General features: G+C 41.0%; 15 protein-coding genes. 2 read left to right on the forward strand and 13 right to left on the reverse strand.

Annotated elements, in window-relative coordinates:
* From WAM07_RS04080 to WAM07_RS04100, 5 genes are all read right to left on the reverse strand, one after another.
* A complete protein-coding gene (locus WAM07_RS04080) occupies nt 1-1,551 on the reverse strand; it encodes a polyamine aminopropyltransferase (protein WP_422164996.1) in 1,551 nt (516 codons plus the stop codon).
* A gap of 102 nt (nt 1,552-1,653) precedes the next feature.
* Complete coding sequence (locus WAM07_RS04085; RefSeq protein WP_224893000.1) at nt 1,654-2,049, reverse strand: DUF350 domain-containing protein; 396 nt, start codon at nt 2,047-2,049, stop codon at nt 1,654-1,656.
* A 14-nt stretch (nt 2,050-2,063) separates the two neighbouring features.
* Nucleotides 2,064-2,738 carry a DUF4247 domain-containing protein gene (locus tag WAM07_RS04090; protein WP_422164998.1) on the reverse strand — a complete coding sequence of 225 codons (675 nt, stop codon included), beginning with the start codon at nt 2,736-2,738 and terminating at the stop codon, nt 2,064-2,066.
* A 74-nt stretch (nt 2,739-2,812) separates the two neighbouring features.
* Complete coding sequence (locus tag WAM07_RS04095; RefSeq protein ID WP_089752353.1) at nt 2,813-3,484, reverse strand: PspA/IM30 family protein; 672 nt, start codon at nt 3,482-3,484, stop codon at nt 2,813-2,815.
* 17 nt (nt 3,485-3,501) lie between these two features.
* Entirely contained in the window at nt 3,502-4,014 is a 513-nt protein-coding gene (locus WAM07_RS04100; protein ID WP_422165000.1) for a DUF4178 domain-containing protein, read from the reverse strand.
* A gap of 239 nt (nt 4,015-4,253) precedes the next feature.
* Between WAM07_RS04100 and WAM07_RS04105 the strand changes: the two genes are divergently transcribed.
* Nucleotides 4,254-5,225, forward strand: a complete 972-nt coding sequence (locus tag WAM07_RS04105) for a bile acid:sodium symporter family protein (RefSeq protein ID WP_422165002.1) — start codon at nt 4,254-4,256, stop codon at nt 5,223-5,225.
* Between the two features lie 544 nt (nt 5,226-5,769).
* Here the strand turns inward: WAM07_RS04105 and WAM07_RS04110 are convergent.
* From WAM07_RS04110 to WAM07_RS04145, 8 genes are all read right to left on the reverse strand, one after another.
* Nucleotides 5,770-6,510 (reverse strand): PAS domain S-box protein, encoded by a 741-nt coding sequence (locus WAM07_RS04110; RefSeq protein ID WP_422165004.1) that lies wholly within the window; start codon nt 6,508-6,510, stop codon nt 5,770-5,772.
* A gap of 123 nt (nt 6,511-6,633) precedes the next feature.
* Nucleotides 6,634-6,840 carry a DUF3006 family protein gene (locus tag WAM07_RS04115; RefSeq protein ID WP_014642184.1) on the reverse strand — a complete coding sequence of 69 codons (207 nt, stop codon included), beginning with the start codon at nt 6,838-6,840 and terminating at the stop codon, nt 6,634-6,636.
* Nucleotides 6,841-7,008: 168 nt separating this feature from the next.
* On the reverse strand, nt 7,009-7,692 hold the full coding sequence (gene msrA / locus WAM07_RS04120) for a peptide-methionine (S)-S-oxide reductase MsrA (RefSeq protein ID WP_422165006.1): 684 nt from the start codon (nt 7,690-7,692) through the stop codon (nt 7,009-7,011).
* 78 nt (nt 7,693-7,770) lie between these two features.
* A complete protein-coding gene (locus WAM07_RS04125) occupies nt 7,771-9,687 on the reverse strand; it encodes an endonuclease MutS2 (RefSeq protein ID WP_422165008.1) in 1,917 nt (638 codons plus the stop codon).
* Between the two features lie 491 nt (nt 9,688-10,178).
* Complete coding sequence (locus WAM07_RS04130; protein ID WP_422165010.1) at nt 10,179-10,736, reverse strand: isochorismatase family cysteine hydrolase; 558 nt, start codon at nt 10,734-10,736, stop codon at nt 10,179-10,181.
* 10 nt (nt 10,737-10,746) lie between these two features.
* Nucleotides 10,747-11,496 carry an NAD(+) synthase gene (gene nadE / locus WAM07_RS04135; protein ID WP_422165012.1) on the reverse strand — a complete coding sequence of 250 codons (750 nt, stop codon included), beginning with the start codon at nt 11,494-11,496 and terminating at the stop codon, nt 10,747-10,749.
* A gap of 193 nt (nt 11,497-11,689) precedes the next feature.
* The gene (locus WAM07_RS04140) at nt 11,690-12,814 is read right to left on the reverse strand and encodes an acyltransferase (RefSeq protein ID WP_422165014.1); all 1,125 of its coding nucleotides are present in this window, start codon (nt 12,812-12,814) and stop codon (nt 11,690-11,692) included.
* A 177-nt stretch (nt 12,815-12,991) separates the two neighbouring features.
* On the reverse strand, nt 12,992-13,732 hold the full coding sequence (locus WAM07_RS04145) for an SDR family NAD(P)-dependent oxidoreductase (protein WP_422165016.1): 741 nt from the start codon (nt 13,730-13,732) through the stop codon (nt 12,992-12,994).
* Nucleotides 13,733-14,333: 601 nt separating this feature from the next.
* Here WAM07_RS04145 and WAM07_RS04150 point away from each other — a divergent pair.
* The gene (locus WAM07_RS04150) at nt 14,334-14,720 is read left to right on the forward strand and encodes a sporulation protein (RefSeq protein ID WP_422165018.1); all 387 of its coding nucleotides are present in this window, start codon (nt 14,334-14,336) and stop codon (nt 14,718-14,720) included.
* Nucleotides 14,721-15,379 lie beyond the last annotated feature (659 nt).

Below are 15,379 nucleotides of genomic sequence, written 5' to 3' on the forward strand. Positions count from 1 at the left end.
TTAATAGTTTTGCCAGGCACTTTCATACTTTTGTATTAAATGAGGATCTATTAATGTATTTGGCTTTAAGGGAACAACTTCCCCTTCACGGTTTACGATTTCCCGGTCTTCATCTTTTCCAAACACTGTCATAGACTTTAACACTTCATCTGTTAGAAATTTCGTTTCGACTTGAATAGAAATCTCTTCAACTTTAATTGGCTCCCTGCTTGCCATAACAAAGCCCCAGTTGCCGAAACTTGGGATATCCACATGAAAATTGGCTGTATGTAATCCCGTCGATTCTATTGTTTTACTTATCGTCCAGTAGACACTGGGAGCAAACACAGGACTGGTGGCCTGAACCATTGCTGCACCCCCTGGTTCCAGATGATTTCGGAGCAAAGAATAAAATTCTCTGGTATAAAGCTTATTTAAACTCTCATTATTGGGGTCTGGCAAGTCAGAAATAATAATGTCATACCAATCTTCAGACCCTTCTAAAAATTCGAAAGCATCATCATTTCGCACCTGAACTCGTTCATCTGATAGTGCCCCTTGGTTTAACTGTAATAAATGATAATTATTCTTCGCTAAAGTTGTGACAGCCGGGTCTAAATCTACCACTGTAATATTCTTAATTTTCTCATACTTTAATAATTCCTTTACGGCAATTCCATCTCCCCCGCCGAGAACGAGTACATTTTCCTTAGCATCTGCATTAGCAACAGTAGGATGGATCAGAGTTTCGTGGTAGCGGTATTCATCTGAGGAACTGAATTGCAGCGAACCATTTAAGAATAAGCGAGTGTCTCCCTGCTCTTTTGTCACGACTATTTTTTGATAGGCGCTTTCCTCCATGTGAATAATTGGATCTTTGTATAACTTCTGTTCGAAGGAAAACGCTAATTCTTCCCCGAAGAATAAACCGCCAATTAGAAGAATCGCAATAAAAACAGCTGCACTTGTGTGAAGAACTAAGCGCTTAATTTCAGATCGAAATAAATATAAAACTACTAAAGCTACCGATAAGTTGATACAGGCTACAAAAAAGGCACTTTTAACCATACCCATTTGGGGCCGAAGATAGAAGGCAAATAACAATCCTCCTATAAGACCTCCTGCGTAATCAGAAAACAACACTCTAGCTGTACTCCGGTTCAGTTCTACTCCAATTTCATTAGCTTTTCGAATTAATATTGGCAGTTCAAGACCAGTCAATCCCCCGATGGTAAAAGTTATAAGATACAAAAACAATGCATCAGTTCCTGAGGGAGCGAATGCCGTCATCCCAAACATGGTAAAGCTTGAAAAACCACCAATAAGTGCCACCATGAATTCAATCCATATAAACGTAATAATCAGGTTTTTCATAACACGCTCGCTGATACTAGCCCCCACACCCATTCCAGTTAGAAATAAACTGATGGTCAGGGTGTACTGTTTCACCCCATCTCCAAGGATATAGGAGCCAAGTGCCCCAAACAGAACCTCAAATATAATTCCGCATATAGAAACGATTCCCGAAGCCCAATAGATTAGATGACTTTTTCTCTTGCCGTTTGTTTCCAAATTTGTTCACTCCAACCCGTAATTTTCGGATTCTGTTGTTATCCCTCAAAAAAGCCACTATGCTGGTACTCATAGTGGCTTTACTTAGATATCCATTGTTCTCTATGTAATTGACGCTCCAATTACAAAAGCAAGGCCTATGGACACACCCATCGAAATGATCCCTACTGCCGTATTATTAGCTTTAAGTTGAGTTTCAACGGAGAATTTACGAGTAAGCATTTCAAATAATAGATAAGCGATCATTTGAAGGATGACTCCATAAGCGCCCCAAATTAATGTATCCCAAACGGTAAAGCTGTGATAAATAGCAAACGAAAGAACTATACAAATCCCGATAATCTTCCCTGATATGGACATGGCTATAGCCTGATTGCCTTTTTTCACTTCATCCCAGTCCTTATACTGTCGTGTTAACCATTCAAATACTAAAAGTCCAATCAATACTACTATTACAGCAATGACAAAGTATCCTAATGTAGCTAAAAACGGTTCCATGCTGATTACCTCCTTTATTTTCCTGTTCCTGGCCCTCCACCGCGAGTTGAAGACCCACGAAGAGACCCTGAAGTTCCTGTATTATAATTCCCGTACATCCCGTACCCTCCGTAGCAGTTTCCTGATTGCCTGCATGTATTGCTTCTCCGGTTATACCAGTCGTTTGAACCAAGCATTCGATTTAACAGGATAGCCGTAAACATCCCATTAAAGAAACCTGGTGAATAGTGATTTCTCACAAACTGATCAGAAGCCAGTTCAATAGTGATAACGTCTGGTTCTTCTTCACTTTCCTGAATAATCACAAAGTGGTCCGGATAAACGAGTGCTTGTTTATCCTCCTGCCTTTCACTGATTTCTTCAGGCGTTATAGCACCAGCTAAAGCATCAGCTACTTCCGTAATAGTTAATTCTCTGGTCATGTATATGCGTGAAGTAGTTCCCTGGTCAGATCGTACAGTGTCTAACAAAGGAAAGTTTTGTTGAATTAAGTCTTCAATTGAATCCGCTTCCGAATTTTCTATTTTATTTAAAATTTCAGAACGATCAGGTTCACTGGGCAGTTCTCCATATGTATCTTCTATATTTGACCCTGAAATACCTCTCATTGGATTCCCATTTCCAAACACGTTAAACAAAAGAACGATAGCAATTATACCAACGACAAATATGCCTCCATATTCTCTCAATGCAGCTCCTCCCCTCTTTTGAAAATATCCGTGCCTGACGCAGTGTCAGGCACGGAGTATCATTTGCATACTGGTTATTCTTTATTCATCTTCTTCTTCAATTCTTCCAGTTCATTATCTACACTGTCATTATTATTCAATTCTTCAAACTCGTCATCGAGGGAACGGCTTTCAGAGGACATATCTTCGCTTGTTTCAGCTTCGGCTTCATGCTGCATAACCTTCTCTTCCATGCGCTCAAAGCCTTGACGCGACTCATCCCCGCCGATATTGGACATTGTACGATTCATCTTCGTACGTGTCTTCGCGGATTCAGCACGCGCTTTTAGTGAATCTTTTTTCAGTTTCATTTCCTGATATTCTTTCTTCATTTCGTCCAATTTTTGGCGCAGATTACTGGAATCAGTTTGGGCACGCTCCCAGGACGCTTTTAGTTGATCTGCCTGGTCCTGATGATTCTTTTTATCTTCAAGAGCACGGCGGGCTAAATCTTCGTTTCCTGCTTCAATCGCTTGCTCAGCCTGCTGCATGCGTTTATCCACTATTGCTTGGGAATCATCATACTTGCGCTTCAGCATTTTCTCATTGGCGATTTGTTTAGCAACCGCACTTTCAGCTTCACGGATGTCGTTTTCCATATCTCTCATAAATTGGTCAAGCATCTTCACAGGATCTTCTGCTTTATCAAGCATCGAATTTAACTCTGAACCTACTACTGTTTTAACACGTTTGAAAAATTTAAACATTTAAAATTCCTCCTTCATTATTTGGAACCAGCAATTATTTTAATCTCATAAGCTTCAATATCATAACCGTAACTAACTTCTACTTCACTACCCCATTCTTCTAGACTGAGATAAGTCTCTTCATCATCTGAAAGATAATCGGCGTAATGAGTAGTTCGTCCATTAATATTCTTACTTCTGCCTTCCCCTGTAACCCGCGCTTCGCCTTCTTCATCTTTATTGTAGGTTTTCCCATCATATTGAAGCTGTTTTGGATAAGGGGTGGACACCGGCAGCTTAATCGTTTCGTACATCCCTAGCTCAAGCTCATCATCCATTTCCGCCGAAAGCCATTTGGTAGTCTGGCCTTCTAGGAGCTGGTAAGCAAACCACTCATATGACCCGTCCCGGTAAGTGATCTTACCCACTACCTCATAATCGACAAGATCGTATGTGAGAATATCGCCTATCTGAATATTCAGTACGGTTCGTTCTTCAACTTCAGGAGCTTGTTTCTTTTGGTTGGAAAACAATCTTGAAAAGAATCCCAAATGCTCACCTCACCTTTCTATATGACCCTGTGTACTTCTATCTACGTGCCTGGATACCCTTTGGTTTCACTTTTTAAAAAGTTTTCTCTTATTATCGTATCAGACTTTTGATCTAAATGCCTGCTTAGTGCATTTCTCCAATATTATTTTTTTCATTTTTTTCCCTTATTCATATCTTTGAAAATTGAATATGTCGCGTATAATCAAAATTCAAATAATTTATAAAGGAGTGGAAATATATGAAGGTTTTAGAACAAGCGAGTAACTTTGTAGGGAAAACCTTTGCAATCTGGGTTTTACTGTTTGCGGTATTATCATTTTTTATTCCCTCAGGTTTCTCATGGATCGCTCCATATATTGTGCCATTATTAGGGATCATTATGTTCGGAATGGGACTTACTTTATCTAAAAAGGACTTTCAAGAAGTGTTTAAAAGACCCAAGGATGTGGCCATAGGAGTAGGAGCGCAATTCACCCTTATGCCCCTCCTGGCTTTCTTCCTTGTCACAATTCTTCCAGTGTCTACAGAAGTAGCCGTTGGAGTTATACTTGTAGGATGCTGTCCTGGAGGAACTTCATCAAACGTGATGACTTATCTATCTAAAGGAGACACAGCTCTTTCTGTTTCTATTACGGCTGTATCTACCTTGCTCGCTCCAATATTTACGCCTTTTCTAGTATGGCTGTTTGCCAGTCAATGGCTGCCGGTGTCAGCTGTAGATTTATTTTTATCAATTGTACAGATTGTCCTTTTCCCAATTCTTCTTGGGCTTGGTGTGAAAGCTTTACTTGGTAGAAAAGTAGAGGCAGGAGTGAAGGCCCTTCCTCTCGTTTCCGTAATTGCGATAGTGGCTATTGTAGCGGCTGTCGTCAGTGTCAATCAAGCTCAAATTGCTGAAACGGGAGCAGTCATTTTTGCGATCGTTGTCCTTCACAATGCTCTAGGATATTTAACCGGATATCTGTTAGGAAAAATCTTCAACATGGAACCTGCTAAGAAACGAGCAGTTTCTATAGAAGTCGGCATGCAAAATTCCGGGCTTGGTGCTTCATTGGCTGCCGTTCATTTCAGCCCTCTTGCTGCCGTTCCAAGTGCAATTTTCAGTGTATGGCATAACATATCCGGACCAATTATCGCCACCTTATTCCGAAAACAAAAAGAGAGAAGTCGCAAGAATGAAGAAACAAAAACCATGCATTCAGCTTCTTAAAATTAAAAATTCACTAAAGTAGCAGCAACTTTTCCATAATCAGCGTATTAAACTAAAGGGCCGGTTACTGTAAGACTCAGTTTCAAGACATACTGGGTCCGTTGCCATAAAAAAATGAGAGTTGTTGGGGAAATAACTCAGCCGCGGGAGAATAACAGACCCGGCCAGAAGAGAGTATGCTCTCCTTCTTAACTGGTCTTAAATGCTTCAATGACAGGCTATCGTTACATCTTTATAGCATGAATGCAGGCTCATATTCCCATGCTTTTTTTGGTCATCAAGAAGATATCTTAAGTGGTTTCAAGGTTCTCATTCGGCCAGGTCCGGAGGGGGATGATGAAGACTCCTGTGGGATGAACATGATCGGTAAGATCCCGGAAGGCGAAGCCTGAGGAAGCTTACCACATGCCCACGGAAAGCGAATCGTCCCCCGGAGGACCTTTCCTGTCATAAAATATCTCGAAACTGAGTCTTACAGTAACCGGCCCTATTGTTTAATAAACCGCTTTTTAAAATCAATAAAAACTTTTAACGTAGGATCACATTAAAAGTTTGCTTTTAAGCCGGTGTCTAAAAAGTATTTAGTTGCCTGGCGGATGTTCATAAAGGTGCGTACATCATTCAGCATAATTTTATTTTCTGTGAACTGCCTGACCACTTTAGGACGCATCCCTGCCAGCACCACTTCAATCCCCAGTAATTTCAAGCTGTGCATTAAATTTCTAAGCAGCACTGCCCATTCCTGGTCGATTTCTGAGATGCCGGAAAACTGGATGACCAGGCGGGTTACGTTTTGTTCCTGGCATTGAACAGGAACTCTTTCAAGCAGAATCACCCGCTGTTCTTCTCTTAGAATCGGCTGTAAAGGTAAAAGCGCATAGCCTTTGGCGATCATGACTACATTTGCCGTCATCTCTTCAATCATATGTATCAGATGCTTTTCTGTCTGGGATTGCTCTGTAATATCAACAATCCGGCTTAATACAAACCATTCGCCCTCATGAATAAAACGCTTTGTTTTAAATTGGAGCATCATCTCTTTCCCGCGCCAATGAAATTCCATAGACTCTACTGTGATATCTTTTTCTCTTTCAATCGTATGAGTTATCACACGTTTGGATTGAGGTAAATTGGGATAAATATCGTGAATGTGCTCTCCGACAACCCGTTCTTCTTCTAATTGAAACATTTGAACATAGGCAGGATTAACGTACGTCACTTTGAAATCCTTGTTTAGAATCAATACCCCTTCATCTAAAAGATCCATAGCATTTCGCAAGAGCACCTTCATTTCCCCCTCGGTGTGTATCTTACTTTTATTATGAAGGTATTGAGGAGAAAATCAAGAACATTCGACTTAATTTTCAGAAAAAATAAACCAGGGAGTATCCCTGGTTTTTGCAACGGCTTATGCCTTTTCCATCTTATCTACTTTAGATATAATTTCTACGTGCTTTAAGTTCCCAATATTGTCAAAATCGATCTTAATAAAATCTCCGGGTTTGGCGAACGCAATTAAACGCTCCTTTAATACAGATATTTCATTATTATGAGCATCCTCTTGAATCAGAATGGCATAAGCCCCTTCAAAGCGATCCAATTTGTAGTTGTTCACCTAATTCATCCCCTCTGTAATATTGAAAAAATGGTGATAAGTACGTATATATACTCCCGTTCCCTTCTACTTGAATGAATAAACTTGTCGAAATTTGGAAAAAGCGCATGGATAAAGGATTTCGGTTTGTGTTTTATAACTCCCCTTGACCTGCAAGGGGAGTTCTTATCATTTTTTCGGTAAATCTAGTTCCCTATCGCTTCCCCATGTATCCTCCAGATAATCATCACGGCCAGAGTTACCGCGGTAAAAATCATATCGAACCTTATTTTTCTTATAATAATCCTGGTGATACTCTTCAGCCCGGTAAAATTCCTCAGCCTGCTGCACAGGGGTCACAATTTCACTTTCGAAACGACCGGATTCCGCCAGCTGCTGCTTGGATTCCATGGCTGCTTGTTTCTGTTCTTCATTATGATAAAAGATCCCTGTCGTGTATTGAAACCCGCGATCAACGAATTGCCCTTCATCATCGGTTGGATTAATCTGACGCCAAAATACTTGTAAAAGCTGTTCGTATGAAATCACTTCCGGGTCATAGTATACCTGTACGGCTTCCACATGTCCTGTTCCACCAGATGAAACCTCTTTATATGAAGGGTTTTTGGTATTGCCACCCGTGTAACCTGAGACAACCTCCTGAATTCCTTTCAATTTTTCAAAAGGCGGTTCCATGCACCAGAAACAGCCCCCTGCAAAGGTAGCAACCTGATAGCCTTCTGGAACTTGTTCCTTCGTAATAGCTTCACTTTCATAATTTCTTTTCGTCAAATAGGCATAAGCTTCTGGAATTGCAAAAATCCCAATGATCACGAGCACGCCGGCTATAATCAACCATTTTTTCCGCTTCATCTTGATGCCCACCTTTATTGCTTTATTTACCTTCATCATAGCACGTGAACTCGATTACCTCCTAGAAATATGCAGGCCTCAATCTTCTTCCTCCAGGATTAGCCCCTCCACATGTTTCCGATCCAGCTGCTTCCGAACTTTTCGATATTCTTTAGACTTGAAAATAATATCGAAGTCATAATCCTCTGGATATAAATCTTCAGCACGAATGTGGAGCTTAAGGCGTTTGTGATTGTAGGTGAACTTCTCTCCTTTCACCTGAACCACATAGTTGCCTGTTTGATCTGGACCTTTATATACAATGGCGGTTTCTCCTGTAGCCTGAATAATTACATTATCCCCCATTTGAAAATGCGGTTTTTCGGTCGCAGGCACCCGGGGAGTTTTCCCTCTTCTGTAACGGTTTACGGCTGCCTGGCGTTTATACTCTGCTTCCTTTAATTTCTGATCACTAACCTGAAAATCTCCCTCCTGCTTATAAGTGATCGAGTACGCCTGGTTTAAAATCTCCGGATGAAGCCCTAATTTATGAGCAATATCAAAAGCCTGACTTCTCCCCGAGGTTCCAAGGTGCAGCCGGTAGGTGGGTTTAAGCGTTTCAAGATCGAATTCCATAGCCCCATTCATAAATCCTGGCTTACGCCGGGCGTACTCCTTCATTTCACTATAATGTGTGGTCGCAAGGATGGTTGCTCCCTTTTCCGAGAGCTTATCGAGTATGGCTGTTGCAAGCCCCATCCCTTCTCCAGGATCCGTCCCTGATCCAATTTCATCTAGTAAAAGCAGCGAATGATCATTAGCTTCTCTCAAAATATCAATTAAGTTAACGAGTCTTGAACTGAAGGTACTTAAGTTCTCCTCAATACTCTGTCCATCTCCAATATCCACAAATATCTGTTGGAAAACAGGTAGTACACTGCCTCTTTCTGCCGGTATCGGAAGGCCGGACTGAGCCATAAGACAGAGCAGCCCCACTGTCTTCAGCGTTACAGTTTTCCCGCCTGTATTAGGTCCCGTAATTAGTAAGGCCTGGTCTTCTGAATTCATTTTAATACTCAGAGGAACGGCCTTCTCGCCAAGCATTGGGTGTCTCGCTCTGCTGAGACGAAGCGTAAAGTCTTCGGAGAATTCCGGTGCAGTCCCGCTGATCATGCGGCTGTATTTCCCCTTAGCAAAAATAACATCATACTCATGCATGGTTTCCATTGCAAGGTTCAATTCTGACTCGTGGTCCAGCACTTCTGCCGTCATTGTATAAAGGATCTGTTCGACCTCATGTTCTTCATTCATACGCAGTAACTGCAGCTCTTCCTGAAGATTGGCCAGCTCTTCTGGTTCAACAAAAAGGGTTGCTCCTGAAGCAGACTGATCGACAATGCCTCCTTTGATTTTGTTCCGGTTTTCCCTCTTAATCGGGAGAGTCCATCGTCCATCTTTCTCGACGGGTCTTGGTTCCTGCATAATTGTTTTATATTTTTTTGCCTGAGCCTCTGTTCTCTCCTTCAATCGGCTTTGCTTCGTTTGAATCTGCTTTCGGATCTTAGCTAAATTCTTAGAAGCATAATCATCTACCTGTCCGTGACGAACTACCTGGTGGATATCTTCCTCCAGCCTGCTTAAGTCAGAGATAGAGGAAGCATACAGACTGATTATCGGGGCAATAATTTCTTTATCCTTCATAAAACGCTTCAACTTTGTACAATGATCCAAAAATGAAAGCAAAGCTGAAAATTGGTTCGCCCGAATGAACATCCCCTTTTTTCCTTGTTCAAGCATATCCGTCACATCTTCCAGCGTGTGGATGGGAATATTTCCACTTGTGTTTAAAATAGCTACGGCCTCTTTTACCTCTTCATGCCAGCGATTCATAGCTTTTATATTACGTACTGGCCTTAAGGATTCAATTGATTCTTTTCCGGGCTTTGTAAAAGCCAGACGGCTCACTGTTTTCAATATCTCAAAAAATTCTAAAGTCTTGTACGTGCGTTCGTTCATGGGTGACTCCTCCTCTTAAGGGTTCAATTTTCTATAATGGACTATAGGGCAGATATATGGCCGGTAAAAGGTATCCGGAAAATCGCCACGTTTACCCCGAACTCTTTCTCTGCCAATAAATAAAAAAAGCCACGGCAAGCAGATACGCTCGCCGTGGCATGATTAGAACAGACCTCACTTATAAGTGAAGGCTCCTATTCCGCCAACAGAGAATATAAAAAAGCTATGACTGAATAAGCCAGTCATAGCTTCGTTTCTATCCTCAACGTGCTACGCTTATGCTTGTTCTTAACTGTTCCTGAAAAATGGGTTTACAAACAAGACGTGTCAGATGCACGCCTTTTTCCCATTGCTTAATCAGGATTCTATCCAATTACGGATTAGTTAAGAACAACCACACTCATAAATCATTCTCCTCTTATTGAAAGGATGTTTGTTGGCGGAACAGGTGTCTGCTCCTTTTTTTAATATATGTCCTGAAGAAGGAAATGTCAATCCTCAAAAATGGACTGGTACCTTTCTTCAGTGGTTGGTGCTGTACTCGTAAATAAGGAGCGCTCAATAATTTTGAGGGCATTTTCATTGCCTTCTGCTTTTTCTGAGGCCGTGCAATCTTCCGGAACCCATAAGTTGTATTCCCGCATGTATGCATCATTAGCTGTAAATAAAACGCAAATATCTCCTGCAATTCCAGTTAAAATGAGGTTCTTCACACCTAATTGATTGAGCAGAATATTAAGCTGAGTTCCAAAAAAACCGGAGTGTTTAGGCTTAATGATGAAGTAGTCATCTTCATCAGGAAGAATTTGATTGATAACAGATTCTCCCTGTCCCTTCCTGCATTCATCAATCAAGTCAGATACATTATCCTGCCAAAGACCAAAGTTATCATTAACATAAATGACAGGTAAGCCTTCTTTTTGCATTTTCTTTTTAAAAGATTGGAGATTTCCTACCATAGGCTTTGTATTCTCGAGAAGGTCTTCGCCTCCGCTAAAATCCATTTTATTGATCATATCAATGATAATGAGCGCTGTATCGTTTTTCATGTAACAAAACTCACTTTCCGTTGTATTTTTCCGGACCTGCTGGGATCTGACGCTTATGCTCTGTTTTCTCATGCAGATCCTTCAAGAGTTTTTCATCTTCGGGGTCTATTTGTTCTCCGCGTAAGTAAGCATCTATCGTGTCATAGGAAAGACCAAGTTCTTCTTCATCGGACTGTCCTTCCCATAACTCTGCACTCGGCTTCTTATGAATAATGGCATCTGTTACGTTAAGTGCCTTGGCCATTTCCCTTACTTCTTCTTTTCTCATATTAATAAGAGGGACTAAGTCCACGCCTCCGTCTCCGTACTTCGTAAAGTAACCTGTATAATCTTCGGGAGCATTATCTGTCCCTACGACTAGATAATTATAGTTATTAGCGACAGCATAAAGCGTGCTCATACGCAGACGAGCCTGAAGATTCGCTCCCCCTAATTGGGATTTATCACTATTCCAGTCACCCTTCTTTTCGAGTTCTTCCTGAATAGTTGAATACGTCGTTTCATAAGACGACGTCAGATTAATTCCTACATAGTCAAGACCAGCGCCCTCTACTACATTCAGAGCATCGGTCTGGTCTTTTACTTCTTGGTTAATAGGAAGCAGTACGCCTAAAGAGTTTTCAGGAAATGCTCGTTTAATTAAATACGAAACTACAGCTGAATCGATACCCCCGCTGATACCTACAAGAACTCCATCAGCTCCAGCTTCTTTCACTTTACCTTGTAACCATTCAGTTAAATACTCGATTCTTTCCTTCATTCTAATTTCCCCCTTCATAATTTACACTATATGGGTTCTGTTCCTTATTCCGATATAATATAAACCTTGTTAATAAACGGATCTCAGGAAGAACAAAATTTCCATTATCTGGATGATATAGATAGAAGTACTTCCAGATTAAAAAAAGATGCACCCCCTGGAAAGAGCGTGCATCTTTGAAAAAAACTTAATTTTACGTTCCAGTCCTTTGATTCCCAGTTGAAACTTCGGGAGTTTCCAAAATCGAAGGTGCTTTTCTTGGTAGTTTTCCAAATAGTAATCCAGGTCTCACGAAGTACTTATGCGTGAACCAGATGACCAAGTAACAAAGGACAATCGTACTCACGTATCTAAGAAGAATAAACAGATGGAACCAATACCCTTCTGGCGCAGGAATGAACTGAGCCACGACTTTCAGGATAAAAGGATGAAGCAGATAAAATCCAAAAGAATACACAGCAACTCGCTGCACATACGGAATAATGCCTGGCCATTTGTCACAGACAACTTCGGTCAATCGGAACAATATATAGCTTCCACTTAGAATGTAGGAAAGGTTCATAATTAAATAAACATACCCCGGGAGCGCGAACGTAGAAACCGTGTATAAATGATAGTGTAAGAACACTGTAGTCACACCTGCCGCCAACGCAAAGGTGGCCCACACAACGTTCGTTTTTCTATAGATGAGCGAACGCTGTTCCTTATAATACGTACCGATCCAGGCTCCCAGCAAATAAGGTCCCAGAGAACTTAGGAAGATGGAAAACGGAATCAACTGGAACGTCTGGTCAAAGAAATAGTATCCGATTTCTATAGCAATTCCAAATACCCACATATATTTTTTAAACACAGGAACTTTCTGCGCAACAAACAAAATAATAGGAAATACCAGATAAAATTGCACAATTAAGAATATAAAGTGAAGCTGGTAAAAGGATTGTCCTTGAATAATTCTCCAGGTCATCTCTGCAAAATTAAGAGGAACCGCGCCAATATAAAGAGAGAAAGCTTCATAAAATAAGGCCCATAAAAGATAGGGAACCACGATGTATAGCGCCCGCTTCTTATAATAATCTTTCAATTCCGGCACTGTCATTTTTTTATCCATATATTTATAGAAAAATACCATGGCTGTAATCATGATGAAGATACCAGCTTCTAATCGTATGATCCGATTGATAAAGTGATAGACTCCAAACTCCATACTACCTTCAGAAAAGACGGATTGGAAGATACCTGTAGTATGAACTAGTACAACCATCAGCATGGCAAACAGCCTTAAAAAATAGATAGATTCAATTCTATCTTTCTGCATAATGATCATCCTTATTATTATATAATTTCAATAAACCTAAGTTATCATACCACAGATCTACAAAAGACGTCTTTTTGTTACAAAAACTTAAACAATTCGTGATGTTATTTAAACAAACCTGCCTTTACATGGTAGACATGATAACTAAAAAATACATTACGATTTGCCCTCTTTATTTCAAGAGGTACCAAGTGTCATGCCTCCATCTACCACAATTTCCGTCCCTGTGCAGTATGAACTTTCATCCGAAGCAAGAAAAGCTGCCACTCTGGCTATTTCTATAGGCTGTCCAATACGTCCCAAAGGGATATTTTGATAGGACTCTGGTACTCCTTTACCCTGAGTAGCCATCTCCGTTTCGATCCCCCCGGGGTGAATCATATTAACTCGAATGCCTTTTGGTCCTAATTCAATTGCCGCAGATTTAGACATAGCCACCACTGCCGCCTTAGTTGCGGCATAAGCTGAGGAACGGCTGATTGGAGCAAAAGACGAAATGGATAGATTATTAATGATCGATCCCTTTTTCTGTTTTTCCATGTAAGGAGTAACGGTTTGCATGCCGATGAACACCCCGAGCTGATTTACATGAATTAACTGTTGATATTCTTCTATTGTGAGTTGACTGAAAGGTTTACGTATCAGGATTCCAGCATTATTAATAAGAGTATCAATTCGGCCGAACCTTGTAATGATCAGACTTACTGCTTCTTTCCACTCTTCTTCACTGGTAACATCCAACTTTACTGGAAAAGCCCTCTCTTTTCCGATTTCTTCAGCTGTTTCCATTGCTTGAGAATAATCCCGGGCGGCAACTACCACACGGCTCCCCAGTTCAGCCAAATGTTCAGCCATCGCTTTCCCCTGTCCTCGATTAGCCCCAGTAATCAGGGTTATTTGATTTGTTAAATCGGGCATATTTCATTCTCCTAACTAATTATTTTACGTATAGTCGTCCATTGGTAATTGAGCCGGGGTGATTCTGATAGGTACGCCTTATCGATCTGCTTCAACAACACTTAGGCCGTCTTCTGACTTAATGATTTAAACGTACTTTTTCAGCGACATCTCTTCCTCCCCCAGGGTCCCACTAGTCTATACTTATCTGAAGGAGTGGCGCAACTGCCAACCCCTCCCTTGCCAACCGTTCCTCCGATAAATTCAGGCGTGTCCGATGAAAGAATTTTCAAAAAATAAATTGACAGAGTTGGAAAAATATAATAATATATAGTTACAGTTAGCGAGTAAAAACTGTGCTCATAAAGAGCTTATAATACTCCAAAGGGGAGTAGCTTTCAGTTATGTCGACAATACGTGATGATTCATCACCGGCTTAACTGGCAACATTATGTTGTTTGCGAGACCTTTGCCAATTTGGTAAAGGTATATTTATTTGGATATTCCAAACCTTTACCAGAGCAATGGTAAAGGTTTTTTAGTGTAAAAAAAGAGAAGGAGTACCATTCAATGAAAGTTAATTATCGGCTCAATACCAAATAACCTGAGGAGGATCTAGATCGTGATTCAATCATTATTAAGCTTATTTAAAATCGGTTCCCCGAAAGTAGATTTAGTGCTGCAGTCCCATCAAATTGTACCAGGCGCCATAGTAAAGGGATCTTTCCACATTTATGGAGGATGGCTGCCGCAGAAAATCAAACGGCTGGAATGCGATTTTGTAAGAGAATCGAAAAATCGAAAAATAGAAGTCATTGCTCCTGCCGCTACCGTATTAATGTCTCAAACCATGGAACCAAAAGGAAAGCGTGAAGTACCTTTTCACTATCAGATTCCTGAAGATCTTCCACCTACTTCTCATGCATATTCCTATCGTTTGCAGACGAAGATTGTGTTCATCGATGATGTTAAACGTTTCGATCACGATGAACTTGTCGTTATAAGTTAAGGCTTGGTTATAGCTTATTGTTGATTCTTCATAAAAGGCTCATTACGCAATAGGGCCGGATAGTTGAAAACTCAGTTTCGAGATAGTTGGGACCATTATTATATGTGGAGAAGGGCTGGTGGGGAAATAACTCTTCTTGTTCCATCACCCAGACACTCGAGACATAAGCCGCTCATCAACGGATCGAAAAAACGCCATCCTTTTGATGGTCGGCTTATGCTGGTCGTGTCTTTCGGGGTGATTCCACATTTGAACACTTTCCTATGGCCCTACACGACGTAGGGTCGATCGACGTTGACACAGGACGTGGCGACTTTAGTCGATCCTCCTTTTTCCATGAGCTTCCTCGCTCGTTTCACTCCCTGCGGGATCTCACCTGATTCCTTCTCCCATGGGAGTCTCGCCATTTCCCCACCAACCCAGCAGAGTGAGAATAACGCACGCTTTTATAAGAGAGAATGCTCTTCTTCTTAATCGGTCCTAAATGCTTTTATGACAGGCTATTTCACATCGTTATAGTATGAAAACAGCCTCATGATCACATGCTTTATTCTCATCAACCCGTCGATGTCTTAAGTGGTTTCGAGTTTCTGATTCGGCCAGGTCCGGAGGGGGACGATGAAGACTCCTGCGGGATGAACATGATCGGTGAGATCCCG

Origin of the sequence: Halobacillus sp. (assembly GCF_049282395.1) — a bacterium.
Taxonomy (GTDB): Bacteria; Bacillota; Bacilli; order Bacillales; family Halobacillaceae; genus Halobacillus.